Raw genomic sequence first — 15,860 nt, forward strand, 5'->3', positions numbered from 1 at the left:
CCCCATCGACAAGCCCGTATGACGGAAGAGGACCCGATGACGATCCGCGTGATGCTCGTCGACGACCAGGTGCTGCTGCGCACCGGTTTCCGGATGGTGCTCGCCGCCCAGCCGGACATGGAGGTCGTCGCCGAGGCGGGCGACGGCGTCGAGGCCCTCCAGGTGCTGCGCTCCACGGCCGTCGACGTGGTGCTGATGGACGTACGCATGCCGAAGCTGGACGGCGTGGAGACCACCCGCCGCATCTGCTCCGAGCCCGAGCCGCCCAAGGTGCTGATCCTGACCACCTTCGACCTCGACGAGTACGCCTTCTCGGGGCTGAAGGCGGGCGCCTCCGGGTTCATGCTGAAGGACGTGCCGCCCGCCGAGCTGCTCGGCGCGATCCGCTCCGTGCACAGCGGCGACGCGGTCGTGGCCCCCTCGACCACGCGCCGGCTGCTCGACCGGTTCGCGCCGATGCTGCCCGCCACCGGCGGCGAGCCCCGGCACAAGGAGCTGGAGCGGCTCACCGACCGCGAGCGCGAGGTCATGGTGCTGGTCGCCCAGGGCCTGTCCAACGGCGAGATCGCCGCCCGGCTGGTGCTGTCCGAGGCGACCGTGAAGACGCACGTCGGACGCATCCTGACCAAGCTCGGGCTCAGGGACCGGGTGCAGGTGGTCGTCCTGGCCTACGAGACCGGTCTCGTGCGGGCCGGCGGCCAGGGCTGACGGACAGGGCTGACGGGCACTTCTCGCGCCGGTACCTTCTGCGCATGCTCCTGTGGATCAACGGCCCCTTCGGGGGCGGCAAGACACAGACCGCACACGAGATCCAGCGCCGGCTTCCGGGCAGTGTCATCTGCGACCCCGAGCACGCCGGCTTCGGCCTGCGCCGCATGCTCCCGCCCGAACTGCGGGGCGACTTCCAGGAACTGGCGTCCTGGCGGGCCGGGGTCGTGGAGGTCCTCGACCTCGCTCTGACCGGGCACGACGGCGTGGTGATCGCCCCGATGACGGTCACCGACCCCGACTGCTTCGCCGAGACGGTGGGCCGTCTGCGCGAACGGGGCCACGACGTCCGCCACTTCACACTGCTCGCCGAGCGCGAGACCGTGCTGGAACGGCTGCGGGAACGCGGCTTCGGGCACCTCCTCCGGTACGTCGCCGGGAAGAACGCCGGTCTGCGCAGCGAGAGCTGGGCCGTCTCCCAGCTCGACCGCTGCCTGGAGCGGCTGCGCGAGCCGGAGTTCGCCGAGCACCTGTGGACGGACCACACCACCGTGCCCAGAACGGCCGACCGCATCGCGGTGCTGGCCGGGCTGACGCTGCGGCCCAACACCGCGGGCGCGCTGCGCAACCGGCTGAGGCAGGCGCGGGTGGGGATCCGGCACATCCGCTTCGACTGAGCCGTACGACCGTGTGGGCCGGGCCGGCCGTCCGCGGTGAGCCGCACCGCTATCTGAGGATCCCCTCCAGGAAGTCGCTGCCCAGCCGCGCCACCACGGACACGTCCAGCTGGTGCAGCACATAGCGGCCGCGCCGGCGCGTGGTGACCAGCCCCGCCTTCTTGAGCACCCCGAGGTGCCGGGATATCTCGGGGGCGGTCATGCCGTGGACCTGCGCCAGATCACTGGTGGTGTACGCGCTGCGGGCCAGGTGCCGGCACAGCCGCATGCGCACCGGATGGGACAGCGCGGTCATCCGCAGGGTGAGCTCCTCGACGGACGGCGGGCACGACGGCTCGGGCACGCCGACCGGGTAGTGGAGCAGGGGCTGCCAGCCGTGGCGGTGCAGCACGTTCAGATGGGGCCGGCCCAGGCTCGTCGGCACCAGCAGCAGGCCCTCGGCGCCGGCGGCCGTACGACCCTCGACGATCTTGTCCACGACGATCCGGCCGGCGTCCTCGTCCAGGGTCAGCGCCGGGGACACCGCGGCCAGCGCCGCCTTAAGGCCGCGGCGGCGCAGCACGTCCGTCTTGTGCCGGGCGTCCGCCGCCAGCTGGGGGCTGAGCCGGGACCATGTCTCCGCGAAGAAGGCCTCGTCGCAGTCGTGCAGGAAGCGGCGCAGCCAGGCGCGCACGGCGGGCGGGTCGTCGAGCAGGCGCCGGGTGAAGCGCACCTGCCGGGGGCCCCGGGAGGCGGCGGTCTCCAGGGCCCGGCGGCGCACCTCGGCGTTCGACAGGATGTCCGGGACGTGGGTTTCGTACTGGGCCATGCACGGGAACTCGAGGGCCGCGTCCACGAACTGCTCGTCCGTCAGCTTGTCCAGCAGGTCCAGCTCCTCGGTGAGCGTGGCTCCGGGGAGGGTTCCCCCGGGCAGCCCCGCGAACGGGAGGAACAGGTCGGAGAACGTCGTCCGCCACAGGAAGTCGGCCTCGCACATCCGGTCCGCCAGGTGCGGGTCCAGCCGCGCGGTGACTCCCGTGGTCCAGCCCTGCAGGCCGGGGTGGTGGGCCGGCTCGGACAGGGCGTGCAGCGCCATGCCGAGCTCGGCCAGGGGCGAGGGCACGAAGACGACCCTCTCCGGCCGCAGGCCCGTGACGTCGATGCTCACGCTCATGGCCCCATGGTGCACCCCACCACTGACAACGGTGCCGACGGCCGACGACACCGGGCAACCCGCCGCCACGCCGGGCAGGAAGCCCCCTCCTAGCGCCCGCTCCCACCGGGCAGCCGCGCCGCGAACCCGGCGGCCGCCTCCCGCGCGTCGTCCGCGCTCCATTCCAGCCCCGCCGACCGCACGGTCACCTCCGTGAAGGCCAGGCCGGGACCGCCCGGCTGCCAGCCCGAGGCACACAGCAGCGTGCCGGTCTCCTCGGCCTGGCGCACGGCCGTCTCGGCGAGCACCTCGGCGTCGTACGGCAGCCACAGCTGGAACTGGTGGATGTGCGGCACCTCGGGGTGCACCCGCACCCAGGGCACACCCGCCGAGGCGAAGCCCTCGCGCAGCGCGGCGGCGACCACGCGCGCGTGGCGGACGTACTCCGGCAGCCGCGGCAGCTCCCGCTCCAGGCCGATCAGCGCCGACAGCACGGTCGGGAACTGCTGGAAGACCATGCCGCCGTAGCGGTGCCGCCAGGCCTTGGCCTCCTCGACCAGGACCCCCGGGCCCGCGAGCGCCGCGCCGCCGAAACCGTCGAGGGACTTGTAGAACGACACGTACACGCTGTCGGCGAGGCCCGCGACCTCCTCCAGGGGCCGGCCGAAGTGCTCGGTGGACTCCCACAGGCGTGCCCCGTCGAAGTGGACGACCGCCTCCCGCTCACGCGCGGCGTCCACAAGCCCGGTCAGCTCCTCCCAGGCGGGCAGCAGGAAACCGGCGTCCCTGAGGGGCAGTTCCAGCATCAGCGCACCGAAGGGCTCCTCGAAGTCGCGGACCTCCGCGGCGGTCGGCAGCCGGGGCTCGGACGTCAGCCGGACCGGGCGCAGCCCGCTGACCAGGCTGAAGGCGTCCCGTTCGTGCACCTCGGGGTGGGACAGACCGTGCAGCGCGACCGTGGGCGTGCCCGTGCGGCCCGCCCAGCAGCGCAGCGCCACCTGCTGGGCCATGGTGCCGGTCGGGAAGAACGCCGCCGCCTCCTGGCCCAGCAGCCCGGCGACGCGCTCCTCCAGGGCCTCCACGATCCGGTCGCCGTACATGTCCGCGCGCTCGTCCAGGTCGTACACACCGGGCGCGGCCTCCTGCAGCCATGCGAGCCGCGCGCGGACCGAGTCGCCGAAGCCGGGCCGCGACAGCACACGCGCGTGCGGGTACACGGCCTCGCGCCGGTCGCGCAGCCGCTCCGCGGCCGATCGTGTGCCCTGCTCGCCCTCGGGTCCCGCCACGTCGCTCATGCCCCGGATGATGCCGTCTCCGTGCGACGCGGCACCGGTATTTCACCGCCCGCGCACGCGCCGCGGACCGCGTGGCGAAACCCACAGCCTGTGGACGACCGGACACCCCTCGAACCGATCGCGTTAACATGACGAGAAATCGTCCGGTACCCCGAGCGGACTGGAACGGGAAGGCCACCGTCGCGTGAGTACAGTCCAACAACCAGACCCCAAGGACCGCCCCGCGCGGCTCACCGTGGGCGTCGTCGGCGCAGGCCGCGTGGGCCCCGCGCTCGCCGCGTCCCTGCAGCTCGCCGGGCACCGGCCGGTGGCCGTCTCCGCGGTCTCCGACGCCTCCCGGCGCCGGGCCGCGGACATGCTGCCCGACGTGCCGGTCATGCCGCCCGCCGAGGTGCTCCAGCGCGCCGACCTGGTGCTGCTCACCGTCCCCGACGACACCCTGCCCGGCCTGGTCCAGGGCCTCGCCGACACCGGCGCCGTACGCCCGGGACAGCTCCTCGTGCACACCTCCGGCCGCTACGGCGCCAAGGTGCTCGACCCGGCCCTGCGCGCGGGCGGGCTGCCGCTGGCCCTGCACCCGGCGATGACGTTCACCGGCACACCCGTCGACGTACAGCGCCTGGCCGGCTGCTCGTTCGGCGTGACCGCGCCCGAGGAGCTGCGGCTGGCCGCCGAGGCCCTGGTGATCGAGATGGGCGGCGAGCCGGAGTGGATCGCCGAGGACAACCGCCCGCTGTACCACGCGGCCCTCGCCCTCGGCGCCAACCACCTGGTCACCCTGGTCGCCCAGTCCATGGAGCTGCTGCGCACCGCCGGTGTCGCCGCCCCCGACCGGATGCTCGGCCCGCTGCTGGGCGCCGCCCTGGACAACGCCCTGCGCTCCGGCGACGCGGCCCTGACCGGCCCGGTCGCGCGCGGAGACGCGGGCACGGTCGCCGCACATGTGAGCGAGCTGCGCAGGCACGCGCCCGCCACGGTCACCGGCTACCTCGCGATGGCCCGCGCGACCGCCGACCGCGCGCTCGCGTCCGGCCTGCTGAGGCCGGAGCTCGCCGAGGACCTGCTCGGGGTACTCGCCAACGAGGCCAAGAGCTACGGCGCCGAAGGAGACGCCCGATGACCACCACCCTGCTGCGCACCGCCGCCGAACTGTCCGCACGCGCGCGGGTGGGCCGCCGCGCCGTGGTGATGACCATGGGCGCCCTGCACGAGGGCCACGCCACCCTGATCCGCACCGCGCGCGAGGTCGCCGGACCGCAGGGCGAGGTCGTCGTCACCGTCTTCGTCAACCCGCTGCAGTTCGGCAAGGGCGAGGACCTCGACCGCTACCCGCGCACCCTGGACGCCGACCTGAAGGTCTGTGAGCAGGCCGGGGCCGACGTCGTGTTCGCGCCGTCGGTCGAGGAGGTCTACCCCGGCGGCGAGCCGCAGGTGCGCATCACGGCGGGCCCGATGGGCGAGCGCCTGGAGGGTGCCTCCCGGCCCGGCCACTTCGACGGCATGCTCACCGTCGTCGCCAAGCTGCTCCACCTGACGCGGCCCGACGTGGCGTTCTTCGGGCAGAAGGACGCCCAGCAGCTCGCCCTGATCCGGCGCATGGTGCGCGACCTGAACTTCGGCGTGGACATCGTCGGCGTGCCGACCGTGCGCGAGGAGGACGGCCTGGCGCTGTCCAGCCGCAACCGCTATCTGTCCCCGGCGGAGCGGCGCACCGCGCTCGCGCTGTCCCGCGCGCTGTTCGCAGGCCGCGACCGGCACGCCGCTCAGGAGGCACTGCGCGCGCGTGCCATGGCCGTGCCCGCCACCCACGCGCGTGCCGAGGCGCTCAGCGCCATAGGGGAGTCCCGCGCGGCCGCCGACGCGCACGCCGTCGCCCAGGCCGTGCCCGGCGCCGCCTCCGCCGTCCGCGCGGCCGCCCGCCTGGTCCTGGACGAGGCAGCCCGGGTGGACCCGCCGCTGGAGCTGGACTACCTCGCGCTCGTCGACCCGGCCGACTTCACCGAGATCGACGACGACTTCACCGGCGAGGCGGTCCTCGCCGTCGCCGCCCGGGTCGGCACGACCCGGCTGATCGACAATCTGCCCCTCACCTTCGGAGCCGCCTCGTGAGCAGCACAGGCATACGACTGCACGCGCCCGCGCCGGGCTGGTCGATCGACGCCGACGTGGTCGTGGTGGGCTCCGGCGTGGCGGGGCTGACGGCGGCCCTGCGCTGCGAGGCCGCCGGGCTGACCACGGTCGTGGTCACCAAGGCCCGCCTCGACGACGGCTCCACCCGCTGGGCCCAGGGCGGCATCGCCGCGGCCCTCGGCGAGGGCGACACCCCCGAGCAGCACCTGGACGACACCCTCGTCGCGGGCGCCGGCCTGTGCGACGAGGAGGCGGTGCGCATCCTCGTCACCGAGGGCCCCGACGCCGTACGCCGGCTGATCGCGACCGGCGCCGCGTTCGACACCGACGACGAGGGCGGCATCGAGCTGACCCGCGAGGGCGGCCACCACCGCCGCCGGATCGCCCACGCGGGCGGCGACGCGACCGGCGCGGAGATCTCCCGTGCGCTCGTCGAGGCGGTACGCGCGCGTGGGGTGCGCACCGTCGAGAACGCGCTCGTCCTCGACCTGCTGACCGACGCCGACGGCCGCACCGCCGGGGTCACCCTGCATGTGATGGGCGAGGGCCAGCACGACGGTGTGGGCGCCGTGCACGCGCCCGCCGTGGTCCTGGCGACCGGCGGCATGGGCCAGGTCTTCTCCGCCACCACCAACCCGTCCGTGTCCACCGGCGACGGCGTCGCCCTCGCCCTGCGCGCGGGCGCGGAGGTCTCCGACCTCGAATTCGTGCAGTTCCACCCGACCGTGCTGTTCCTCGGCCCCGACGCGGAGGGCCAGCAGCCGCTGGTCTCCGAGGCCGTGCGCGGCGAGGGCGCGCACCTGGTCGACGCCGACGGCGTGCGCTTCATGGTCGGGCAGCACGAGCTGGCCGAGCTGGCCCCGCGCGACATCGTCGCCAAGGGCATCATGCGCCGCATGCAGGAGCAGGGCGCCGAGCACATGTACCTCGACGCCCGGCACTTCGGCGCCGAGATGTGGGAGCACCGCTTCCCGACGATCCTCGCCGCCTGCCGCGCCCACGGCATCGACCCGGTCACCGAGCCCATCCCGGTCGCCCCGGCCGCCCACTACGCCTCCGGCGGCGTGCGCACCGACTCCACCGGCCGTACGACCGTGCCCGGCCTGTACGCGTGCGGCGAGGTCGCCTGCACCGGCGTGCACGGCGCCAACCGGCTCGCCTCCAACTCCCTCCTGGAGGGCCTGGTCTACGCCGAGCGCATCGCCGCCGACATCGCCGCGAGCCACGCGGAGAACTCCCTGTACGCGCGCGTGCCCGAACCCGTGCCCTACCCGGAGACGCCGGAGCACCCCCTCCAGCCCGCCGAGGCCCGGTTCGCCATCCAGCGGATCATGACCGCCGGCGCGGGCGTCCTGCGCTCGGCCGACTCCCTCCAGCAGGCCGCCGAGCAGCTCCAGCGGCTGCACAGCGAGGCCCGCGACGCCCTCGACGAGAACGGCAAGACCGCCGAGCCCGGCGTCGACACCTGGGAGGCCACCAACCTCCTGTGCGTGGGCCGCGTCCTGGTCGAGGCCGCCCGGCTGCGTCAGGAGACCCGCGGCTGCCACTGGCGCGAGGACGCCGCCGACCGCGACGACGCGAACTGGCGCCGCCACATCGTCGTACGGCTGAATCCGGACCGCACGCTCGCCGTACACACCACCGACACCCCAGACTTTCCCCCGACCCGGCAGCACCGGCCCTCTCAGGAGCAGTGACAGAAGTGAGCGACACCCACCTTCCCCTCGCCGACGAAGGCGGCTGCGGCGACGGCTGCGCCTGCGGCGACGCGGAGTACCTGGAGAGCGGGCTCGACCCCGCCCTCGCCCAGCTGCTGGCCGACGCCGGGCTCGATCCCGTAGAGGTCGAGGACATCGCCAACGTGGCCATCCAGGAGGACCTGGCCGGCGGCGTCGACGTGACGACGGTCGCGACCATCCCCGAGGACGCGGTCGCCACCGCCGACTTCGTCGCCCGCGAGGCGGGCACCGTGGCGGGTCTCAGGGTCGCCGAGGCGGTCGTGTCGATCGTCGCCACCGACGAGTTCGAGGTCGAGCGGCACGTCGAGGACGGCGACCGCGTGGAGGCCGGGCAGAAGCTGCTGTCGATCACCACCCGCACCCGCGACCTGCTCACCGCCGAGCGCAGCGCGCTCAACCTGCTGTGCCGGCTGTCCGGCATCGCCACCGCCACGCGCGCGTGGGCCGACGCCCTGGAGGGCACCACGGCACGCGTGCGTGACACCCGCAAGACCACGCCGGGCCTGCGCTCCCTGGAGAAGTTCGCCGTGCGCTGCGGCGGCGGCGTCAACCACCGCATGTCCCTGTCGGACGCGGCCCTGGTCAAGGACAACCACGTCGTCGCGGCAGGCGGCGTCGCCCCGGCCTTCAAGGCCGTACGGGAGGCGTTCCCGGACGTGCCGATCGAGGTCGAGGTCGACACCCTGCACCAGCTGCGCGAGGTCGTCGACGCGGGCGCGGACCTGATCCTGCTGGACAACTTCACCCCCGGCGAGTGCGAGGAGGCCGTCGCCCTGGTGCACGGCCGCGCCGCGCTGGAGGCGTCGGGCCGGCTCACCCTGGACAACGCCAAGGCGTACGCCGACACCGGTGTGGACTACCTCGCGGTCGGGGCCCTGACCCACTCCTCGCCGATCCTCGACATCGGCCTGGACCTGCGAGCGGCGGAGTAGGGGAGCGGGGACCGGCCATGCTGCTGACGATCGACGTAGGCAACACGCACACCGTGCTCGGCCTGTTCGACGGCGAGGACATCGTCGAGCACTGGCGGATCTCGACCGACGCCCGCCGCACGGCCGACGAGATGGCCGTGCTGCTGCAGGGCCTGATGGGCATGCACCCGCTGCTCGGCGACGAGCTGGGCGACGGCATCGACGGCATCGCCATCTGCGCGACCGTCCCCTCGGTCCTGCACGAGCTGCGCGAGGTCACCCGCCGCTACTACGGCGACGTCCCCGCGGTCCTGGTCGAGCCCGGTGTGAAGACGGGCGTGCCGATCCTCACCGACAACCCCAAGGAGGTCGGCGCGGACCGCATCATCAACGCGGTCGCCGCCGTCGACCTCTACGGCGGCCCGGCGATCGTCGTCGACTTCGGTACGGCGACGACGTTCGACGCGGTCTCCGCGCGCGGGGAGTACGTCGGCGGGGTCATCGCGCCCGGCATCGAGATCTCCGTCGAGGCCCTCGGCGTCAAGGGCGCCCAGCTGCGCAAGATCGAGGTGGCCCGGCCGCGGAGCGTCATCGGCAAGAACACGGTCGAGGCGATGCAGGCGGGCATCGTGTACGGCTTCGCCGGGCAGGTCGACGGCGTGGTCAGCCGGATGGCGCGGGAGCTGGCGGAGGACCCCGAGGACGTGACGGTGATCGCGACCGGGGGGCTCGCTCCCATGGTGCTGGGCGAGTCGTCGGTGATCGACGAGCACGAGCCGTGGCTGACGCTCATCGGGCTGCGGCTGGTGTACGAGCGGAACGTGGCGCGTATGTGAGTCGGGTGACTCCACAGGGCTGGGTGAGTGGCTCGGCCGTGTCACACACGCCTAAACAGTCCTGTTTGTCTGATTAGCGCGTATTGTCGCCGCATGCCCACGCCATACGGATCCCGCGGCGGCATGGCGTTCGGCGCGGAGGAGCTGCGTGTGCTCCGCCGTGCTCTCGCCCTCGCCCTCCATCCCCGTCCCGCCTCCGCCCAGGACGTCCAGGACTGCCATCGCCTCGCCGCCTCGCTCGACGAGGCGCTGCGGGAGGGGGCCCGGCTGCGGGCGTTCCTGGTGGCCGACCTGGCCCGCTACCGCGCCGCCCTGCCCGGCACCGCGGCCGGCTACCTCGCGCTGCTGGAGGAGGTGCTGGCGGCGGGGCACCGCCCGGAGCCCGACGACCTCGCCGCGCTGCGCGCCCTGCGCGGCAATCCCGTCGCCGCGGCCCTGCTGGAACGCTGCCAGGTGCTCGCGGAGCAGGACGTACGGGCCCGTCTCGCCCGGCGCGCCGTCGCCCCGGTCGGCGCAGGAGCGCCGCTGGTGCCGGCGTCCCGCACCCGCCTCCTCGCCCTGCCGGGCGGCCGCGCGGCGGAGGACGCCGCGCGGGGGGCCGAGCGCAAGCCGGGGGAGAAGCCCGCCGAGCGGCCCGCGCGGGAGCCCGCCGCCCCCAGGCCGGGCCCCGGGACGCCCGAGCCCGCCCGCCGGCCCGTCCCCACCCCGGGTGAGGTCTTCCCGCGGCGCAGACCGCCGCAGCCGCCCGCGAACCCGCCGCAGCAGCTGGCCGCGGGCTAGACCCCCCGCGCGTGTCCCGCTCCACCCCGGGGCGGGCACACGCGTGTGCGTGGCTACCCTGGATTCATGGACTACCTCTCCGCGCTGCTGCCCCCGGTCGTGATGGCCGTGTTCTTCATCGGCGTGATCCGGGTGATCGTGAAGACCCAGGGCGGCGCCCAGAAGGCCAAGGAGGACGCGGCCGTCGACGCGGCGCTCAAGCGGGTGGAGAGCGCCCGCCCGGCCACGGGCGCCGACGCCTGAGCCTCGGGCGCACCACATCGGCGTACGACTCGCCGAGGCCCGCCGGCCGGCGGGCCGCTCGATGAGCCGTACGCCCTTTTTGTTGCGGTTTGACGGCCATCGCGCACGTCCGTCACGCGATCGCCGTGATCTCCCACTATTGTCTGAGCTGTGCCTCGCCCATTGGGAGAACTCGAAGACGCGGTCATGACGCGGGTGTGGAAGTGGAACCGCCCGGTGACCGTTCGAGAAGTCCTCGAAGACCTTCAGCAGGAACGGTCGATCGCCTACACCACGGTGATGACCGTTTTGGACAATCTCCATCAGAAGGGCTGGGTCCGCCGCGAGGCGGAAGGCCGGGCCTATCGATATGAGGCGGTCTCCACGCGCGCCGCCTACGCGGCCGCCCTGATGAACGACGCCTGGGCGCAGAGCGACAACCCCGCGGCCGCTCTCGTCGCGTTCTTCGGGATGATGAGCGACGAACAGCGGCAGGCTCTCACGGACGCCGTACGGATCGTCCAAGGACCGGAATCCGCCGAACCCGCGGAACCCGCCGAACCCGTGCGGCCCGTCGAACCGGCCGAAGAGAGGGCCGGGGACAACCCCGGCTCGGCGCCGGAGGGCGACGGGCGATAGCGTCCGCTCATGTCAGCAGCCAGTCCCGAAGTCTCCGCTAAAGCCATCACCGTCCGGCGGGCCCGGACCAGCGATGTTCCCGCCGTGCGCCGACTCCTTGACGCCTACGTCCGAGACGGCATCCTGCTCGACAAAGCGACCGTGACGCTTTACGAGGACATCCAGGAGTTCTGGGTCGCGGAACGCGACGACAACGCCGAGGTGGTCGGCTGCGGTGCGCTGCACGTCATGTGGGAAGACCTCGCGGAAGTCCGCACCCTCGCCGTGCGGCCCGGCCTGAAGGGCGCCGGCGTCGGCCACCGCGTGCTGGAGAAGTTGCTGGAGACCGCGCGCTGGCTCGGCGTTCGGCGCGTTTTCTGCCTGACCTTCGAAGTCGACTTCTTCGGCCGGCACGGCTTCGTGGAGATCGGTGAGACGCCCGTCGACACCGATGTCTACGCGGAGCTGCTGCGTTCTTACGACGAGGGCGTCGCGGAGTTCCTCGGTCTCGAACGAGTGAAACCGAACACCTTGGGCAACAGCCGGATGCTTCTGCATCTGTGATCGTCCCCCGGGTCTATGCCCGGTCTATGCCCCGGGTATGTCACGAGGTATGCGCGAGAGTATCCCCAGGGGTATGCCGCCGGCTAAGGCGGCGGTATTCTTACCGATCCCCTCGCGCCGGGTTCCCCTATGTCCGAAACGCGCATGTTTCCGCGGCGGAGCGGGCCGGCGGTGCTCTCCCGGGGGTTTGTGTTTTTCCAGCAAAAGCGGTTTGCTTTCCGACGTACTGCAGTACTGCATATAAGAGGGGGCGGCGAAACGGCGGACGCCCGACCCCCGGCCCTCACGTTATCGATGAAAGGAAATCCGGTGGCACAGAAGGTTCAGGTCCTTCTTGTCGACGACCTCGACGGCGGCGAGGCCGACGAGACCGTGACGTTCGCGCTGGACGGCAAGACGTACGAGATCGATCTCACGACTGCCAATGCGGACAAGCTGCGCAGCCTTCTCGACCCCTACGTGAAGGGTGGCCGGCGCACCGGGGGCCGCGCTTCGGGTGGCCGTGGAAAGACGCGCGCCGCTTCCGGCGGTGGCAGCCAGGACACCGCGGCGATCCGCGCGTGGGCGAAGGAGAACGGTTACGAGGTCAACGACCGCGGCCGGGTTCCCGCGTCGATTCGTGAGGCCTACGAGAAGGCCAACGGCTGAGCACCCGCTCGCCGCAGCCGGATCCGGTGGCACTGCGTGGCCACCGTGTCCACCACCCGCACGAGAGCGGGGGCGTCCTGTACGCCCCCCAGGGCCGACAGCGTCGGCAACGAGGCCTCGACCTCGCAGCCCGGTACGGGGGGCCGCAGCCAAGCGGCCCCCTGCAGCGAACCGGGCCTCGCCCCTGAGGGGCCCGCGGCGACCGCGTCCGGCCCGACGGGCGGCGGAGCCGGGATGAGCCCGCCCGGACCGATCGGTACGACGTCCGGTGCCAGCGCGCCCCACTCCAGCCAGTCCAGCAGCCCCGGCAGCTCCTCCGCGCTGCCCGCGGCCGCCAGCAGCCACATGCGCCCGCCGCACACGGCCACCGGGGAACCGGGCCGCAGATGCCGAAGCGCGGCGGTTCCGGCCTCCATCGGTACGTCCAGGACGTCGAAGCGCAGACCTACGGAAAGTAGTACCGGATCGCCGGGCACTGTCGCCCAGCCCAGTTCGTTCTCGTACCACCGCCGGACATGGGCGCTCGCCTCGGGTGCCCGGCGGGGGAGCGGGACCGTCACGGACGCCTCGGGCGCCGGGGTCGCCGGAGGGACTGCGCCAACCATGCCAGGTGCAACCGCCGAAACGGCCCCCAAGTTACGCTGGGTGCCCCGACGTGTGCGAAGAGTGCGGAAAGAGGGGGCGCGTGGGCGTGCGGGGAGACGCAAGGTTGTTCGCCCGTAGCGGAGGGAACGGGGGTGCACGGCATGGACCGTCCGTCGCAGCGGGTAAGACATCCCTAGTGAGAGGGGGCGACGCGCGGGAAAGGACGTCTCACGTTCGCCATGGGCGTAGTGGCGACTGGGGTAACTGCCTGGCCTGCGGGAACATCGTCTCGCACCATCGGGTTGGAGCAGATGTCGGCGTCAGGGGTCAGGAGGCCATCGACGGTGTCGGCAGTTGGAATGAGCGGTCCCCGCTTGCGGGACTAAGCTGCGGAAGGACAGGGAGGGGAAGTTCCCCTTACTGCCTGACCGCTCTGAGGAGCGATTAACGATGTTCGAGAGGTTCACCGACCGCGCGCGGCGGGTTGTCGTCCTGGCTCAGGAAGAAGCCCGGATGCTCAACCACAACTACATCGGCACCGAGCACATCCTCCTGGGCCTGATCCACGAGGGTGAGGGTGTCGCCGCCAAGGCCCTTGAGAGCCTCGGGATTTCGCTCGAGGCGGTCCGCCAGCAGGTGGAGGAGATCATCGGCCAGGGCCAGCAGGCGCCCTCGGGCCACATCCCCTTCACCCCCCGTGCCAAGAAGGTGCTGGAGCTGTCGCTCCGCGAGGCGCTTCAGCTGGGCCACAACTACATCGGCACGGAGCACATCCTGCTCGGCCTGATCCGTGAGGGCGAGGGCGTCGCCGCCCAGGTCCTGGTCAAGCTGGGCGCAGATCTCAACCGAGTGCGGCAGCAGGTGATCCAGCTGCTCTCCGGTTACCAGGGCAAGGAGACCGCCGCCGCCGGCGGTCCTGCCGAGGGCACCCCCTCCACGTCCCTGGTCCTCGACCAGTTCGGCCGGAACCTCACCCAGGCCGCTCGTGAGTCCAAGCTCGACCCGGTCATCGGGCGCGAGAAGGAGATCGAGCGGGTCATGCAGGTGCTGTCCCGCCGGACCAAGAACAACCCGGTCCTGATCGGTGAGCCCGGCGTCGGCAAGACCGCCGTCGTCGAGGGCCTCGCCCAGGCCATCGTCAAGGGCGAGGTGCCCGAGACCCTCAAGGACAAGCACCTCTACACCCTGGACCTCGGCGCGCTGGTCGCCGGCTCCCGGTACCGCGGTGACTTCGAGGAGCGCCTGAAGAAGGTCCTCAAGGAGATCCGCACCCGCGGCGACATCATCCTGTTCATCGACGAGCTGCACACGCTGGTCGGTGCGGGCGCCGCCGAGGGCGCGATCGACGCCGCGAGCATCCTGAAGCCGATGCTGGCGCGCGGTGAGCTCCAGACCATCGGTGCGACGACGCTGGACGAGTACCGCAAGCACCTGGAGAAGGACGCGGCCCTGGAGCGCCGCTTCCAGCCCATCCAGGTCGCCGAGCCGTCCCTGCCGCACACGATCGAGATCCTCAAGGGTCTGCGCGACCGGTACGAGGCCCACCACCGCGTGTCCATCACGGACGAGGCGCTGGTCCAGGCCGCGACCCTCGCCGACCGCTACATCTCGGACCGCTTCCTGCCGGACAAGGCGATCGACCTGATCGACGAGGCCGGTTCCCGGATGCGCATCCGCCGGATGACCGCGCCGCCGGACCTGCGCGAGTTCGACGAGAAGATCGCCGGTGTCCGCCGGGACAAGGAGTCCGCGATCGACTCGCAGGACTTCGAGAAGGCCGCCTCCCTCCGCGACAAGGAGAAGCAGCTCCTGGCCGCCAAGGCCAAGCGGGAGAAGGAGTGGAAGGCCGGCGACATGGACGTCGTCGCCGAGGTCGACGGCGAGCTGATCGCCGAGGTCCTCGCCACGGCGACCGGCATCCCGGTCTTCAAGCTGACCGAGGAGGAGTCGTCCCGCCTGCTGCGCATGGAGGACGAGCTCCACAAGCGGGTCATCGGCCAGAACGACGCCGTCAAGGCGCTGTCCAAGGCGATCCGCCGTACCCGCGCCGGTCTGAAGGACCCGAAGCGTCCGGGTGGCTCGTTCATCTTCGCCGGCCCCTCCGGTGTCGGTAAGACCGAGCTGTCCAAGGCGCTCGCCGAGTTCCTCTTCGGCGACGAGGACGCGCTGATCTCCCTCGACATGTCGGAGTTCAGCGAGAAGCACACGGTCTCGCGTCTCTTCGGTTCGCCCCCCGGCTACGTGGGCTACGAGGAGGGCGGCCAGCTGACCGAGAAGGTCCGCCGCAAGCCGTTCTCCGTCGTCCTCTTCGACGAGGTCGAGAAGGCCCACCCGGACATCTTCAACTCGCTGCTGCAGATCCTGGAGGACGGTCGCCTGACCGACTCCCAGGGCCGGGTCGTGGACTTCAAGAACACGGTCATCATCATGACGACCAACCTCGGCACCCGGGACATCTCCAAGGGCTTCAACCTGGGCTTCGCCGCCCAGGGCGACACGAAGACCAACTACGAGCGGATGAAGAACAAGGTCTCGGACGAGCTCAAGCAGCACTTCCGGCCCGAGTTCCTCAACCGTGTCGACGACGTGGTCGTCTTCCCGCAGCTGACCCAGGCCGACATCCTGCGGATCGTCGACCTGATGATCAGCAAGGTGGACGAGCGCCTGAAGGACCGGGACATGGGCATCGAGCTCTCCCAGTCCGCCAAGGAGCTGCTGTCCAGGAAGGGCTACGACCCCGTGCTGGGCGCCCGGCCGCTGCGCCGGACCATCCAGCGCGAGATCGAGGACTCGCTGTCGGAGAAGATCCTCTTCGGCGAGCTGCGTCCCGGTCACATCGTCGTCGTGGACACCGAGGGCGAGGGCGAGACCCAGACCTTCACCTTCCGCGGCGAGGAGAAGTCCTCCCTCCCCGACGTCCCGCCGATCGAGCAGGCGGCCGGTGGGGCCGGACCCAACCTGAGCAAGGACGCCTGACCCTACGGGTTGAGCCGTAGAAGGGGCCGGTGCCGTCAA

At 72.1% G+C, this 15,860-nt stretch carries 16 protein-coding genes; 13 read left to right on the forward strand and 3 right to left on the reverse strand.

Going from position 1 to position 15,860, the window contains the following annotated elements:
• Positions 1-36: 36 nt before the first annotated feature.
• Together ACIGXJ_RS12435 and ACIGXJ_RS12440 are read left to right on the forward strand one after the other, a co-directional pair.
• The gene (locus tag ACIGXJ_RS12435) at positions 37-708 is read left to right on the forward strand and encodes a response regulator (RefSeq protein ID WP_399643567.1); all 672 of its coding nucleotides are present in this window, start codon (positions 37-39) and stop codon (positions 706-708) included.
• Positions 709-752: 44 nt separating this feature from the next.
• A complete protein-coding gene (locus ACIGXJ_RS12440; protein WP_399643569.1) occupies positions 753-1,385 on the forward strand; it encodes an AAA family ATPase in 633 nt (210 codons plus the stop codon).
• A gap of 49 nt (positions 1,386-1,434) precedes the next feature.
• Here ACIGXJ_RS12440 and ACIGXJ_RS12445 read toward each other — a convergent pair whose 3' ends face one another.
• Both ACIGXJ_RS12445 and ACIGXJ_RS12450 read right to left on the reverse strand, forming a co-directional pair.
• Complete coding sequence (locus tag ACIGXJ_RS12445) at positions 1,435-2,538, reverse strand: DUF5937 family protein (protein ID WP_399643571.1); 1,104 nt, start codon at positions 2,536-2,538, stop codon at positions 1,435-1,437.
• Positions 2,539-2,627: 89 nt separating this feature from the next.
• Entirely contained in the window at positions 2,628-3,812 is a 1,185-nt protein-coding gene (locus ACIGXJ_RS12450) for a threonine aldolase family protein (protein WP_399643573.1), read from the reverse strand.
• Between the two features lie 184 nt (positions 3,813-3,996).
• On the opposite strand from ACIGXJ_RS12450, the gene ACIGXJ_RS12455 reads away from it, so the two are divergent.
• The 10 genes from ACIGXJ_RS12455 (at position 3,997) to ACIGXJ_RS12500 (ending at position 12,260) form a co-directional block, all read left to right on the forward strand.
• A complete protein-coding gene (locus ACIGXJ_RS12455; RefSeq protein ID WP_399643575.1) occupies positions 3,997-4,932 on the forward strand; it encodes a Rossmann-like and DUF2520 domain-containing protein in 936 nt (311 codons plus the stop codon).
• Entirely contained in the window at positions 4,929-5,921 is a 993-nt protein-coding gene (gene panC, locus ACIGXJ_RS12460) for a pantoate--beta-alanine ligase (RefSeq protein ID WP_399643578.1), read from the forward strand. The genes ACIGXJ_RS12455 and panC overlap by 4 nt, the downstream gene beginning before the upstream one ends.
• On the forward strand, positions 5,918-7,639 hold the full coding sequence (locus ACIGXJ_RS12465; RefSeq protein ID WP_399643580.1) for an L-aspartate oxidase: 1,722 nt from the start codon (positions 5,918-5,920) through the stop codon (positions 7,637-7,639). Before panC ends, ACIGXJ_RS12465 begins: the two co-directional genes overlap by 4 nt.
• A 5-nt stretch (positions 7,640-7,644) precedes the next feature.
• A complete protein-coding gene (nadC, locus tag ACIGXJ_RS12470) occupies positions 7,645-8,613 on the forward strand; it encodes a carboxylating nicotinate-nucleotide diphosphorylase (RefSeq protein ID WP_399643582.1) in 969 nt (322 codons plus the stop codon).
• 17 nt (positions 8,614-8,630) lie between these two features.
• Positions 8,631-9,428, forward strand: coding sequence for a type III pantothenate kinase (locus tag ACIGXJ_RS12475; protein ID WP_399643584.1), 798 nt, complete (start codon positions 8,631-8,633; stop codon positions 9,426-9,428).
• 123 nt (positions 9,429-9,551) lie between these two features.
• Complete coding sequence (locus tag ACIGXJ_RS12480) at positions 9,552-10,208, forward strand: hypothetical protein (RefSeq protein ID WP_399643720.1); 657 nt, start codon at positions 9,552-9,554, stop codon at positions 10,206-10,208.
• Between the two features lie 66 nt (positions 10,209-10,274).
• Complete coding sequence (locus tag ACIGXJ_RS12485; RefSeq protein ID WP_399643586.1) at positions 10,275-10,451, forward strand: hypothetical protein; 177 nt, start codon at positions 10,275-10,277, stop codon at positions 10,449-10,451.
• Positions 10,452-10,637: 186 nt separating this feature from the next.
• Positions 10,638-11,069 (forward strand): BlaI/MecI/CopY family transcriptional regulator, encoded by a 432-nt coding sequence (locus tag ACIGXJ_RS12490; RefSeq protein WP_399643588.1) that lies wholly within the window; start codon positions 10,638-10,640, stop codon positions 11,067-11,069.
• Positions 11,070-11,078: 9 nt separating this feature from the next.
• The gene (locus ACIGXJ_RS12495) at positions 11,079-11,612 is read left to right on the forward strand and encodes an amino-acid N-acetyltransferase (protein WP_399643590.1); all 534 of its coding nucleotides are present in this window, start codon (positions 11,079-11,081) and stop codon (positions 11,610-11,612) included.
• 309 nt (positions 11,613-11,921) lie between these two features.
• On the forward strand, positions 11,922-12,260 hold the full coding sequence (locus ACIGXJ_RS12500; RefSeq protein ID WP_356697109.1) for an Lsr2 family protein: 339 nt from the start codon (positions 11,922-11,924) through the stop codon (positions 12,258-12,260).
• On the opposite strand, the gene ACIGXJ_RS12505 is transcribed toward ACIGXJ_RS12500, so the two are convergent.
• The gene (locus tag ACIGXJ_RS12505; RefSeq protein WP_399643592.1) at positions 12,239-12,865 is read right to left on the reverse strand and encodes an SCO3374 family protein; all 627 of its coding nucleotides are present in this window, start codon (positions 12,863-12,865) and stop codon (positions 12,239-12,241) included. The genes ACIGXJ_RS12500 and ACIGXJ_RS12505 overlap by 22 nt on opposite strands.
• 430 nt (positions 12,866-13,295) lie before the next feature.
• On the opposite strand from ACIGXJ_RS12505, the gene ACIGXJ_RS12510 reads away from it, so the two are divergent.
• Positions 13,296-15,821 (forward strand): ATP-dependent Clp protease ATP-binding subunit, encoded by a 2,526-nt coding sequence (locus ACIGXJ_RS12510; RefSeq protein WP_399643594.1) that lies wholly within the window; start codon positions 13,296-13,298, stop codon positions 15,819-15,821.
• Positions 15,822-15,860 lie beyond the last annotated feature (39 nt).

The sequence above is a fragment of the Streptomyces sp. NPDC053367 genome (assembly GCF_044545925.1).
Classification (GTDB): Bacteria; Actinomycetota; Actinomycetes; order Streptomycetales; family Streptomycetaceae; genus Streptomyces.

Coding starts and splice junctions, on each gene's coding strand:
- ACIGXJ_RS12435 (WP_399643567.1), top strand. CDS start 37: ATGACGATCCGCGTGATGCTCGTCGACGACCAGGTGCTGCTGCGCACC.
- ACIGXJ_RS12440 (WP_399643569.1), top strand. CDS start 753: ATGCTCCTGTGGATCAACGGCCCCTTCGGGGGCGGCAAGACACAGACC.
- ACIGXJ_RS12445 (WP_399643571.1), bottom strand. CDS start 2,538: ATGAGCGTGAGCATCGACGTCACGGGCCTGCGGCCGGAGAGGGTCGTC.
- ACIGXJ_RS12450 (WP_399643573.1), bottom strand. CDS start 3,812: ATGAGCGACGTGGCGGGACCCGAGGGCGAGCAGGGCACACGATCGGCC.
- panC (WP_399643578.1), top strand. CDS start 4,929: ATGACCACCACCCTGCTGCGCACCGCCGCCGAACTGTCCGCACGCGCG.
- ACIGXJ_RS12475 (WP_399643584.1), top strand. CDS start 8,631: ATGCTGCTGACGATCGACGTAGGCAACACGCACACCGTGCTCGGCCTG.
- ACIGXJ_RS12480 (WP_399643720.1), top strand. CDS start 9,552: ATGGCGTTCGGCGCGGAGGAGCTGCGTGTGCTCCGCCGTGCTCTCGCC.
- ACIGXJ_RS12485 (WP_399643586.1), top strand. CDS start 10,275: ATGGACTACCTCTCCGCGCTGCTGCCCCCGGTCGTGATGGCCGTGTTC.
- ACIGXJ_RS12490 (WP_399643588.1), top strand. CDS start 10,638: ATGACGCGGGTGTGGAAGTGGAACCGCCCGGTGACCGTTCGAGAAGTC.
- ACIGXJ_RS12495 (WP_399643590.1), top strand. CDS start 11,079: ATGTCAGCAGCCAGTCCCGAAGTCTCCGCTAAAGCCATCACCGTCCGG.
- ACIGXJ_RS12505 (WP_399643592.1), bottom strand. CDS start 12,865: ATGGTTGGCGCAGTCCCTCCGGCGACCCCGGCGCCCGAGGCGTCCGTG.
- ACIGXJ_RS12510 (WP_399643594.1), top strand. CDS start 13,296: ATGTTCGAGAGGTTCACCGACCGCGCGCGGCGGGTTGTCGTCCTGGCT.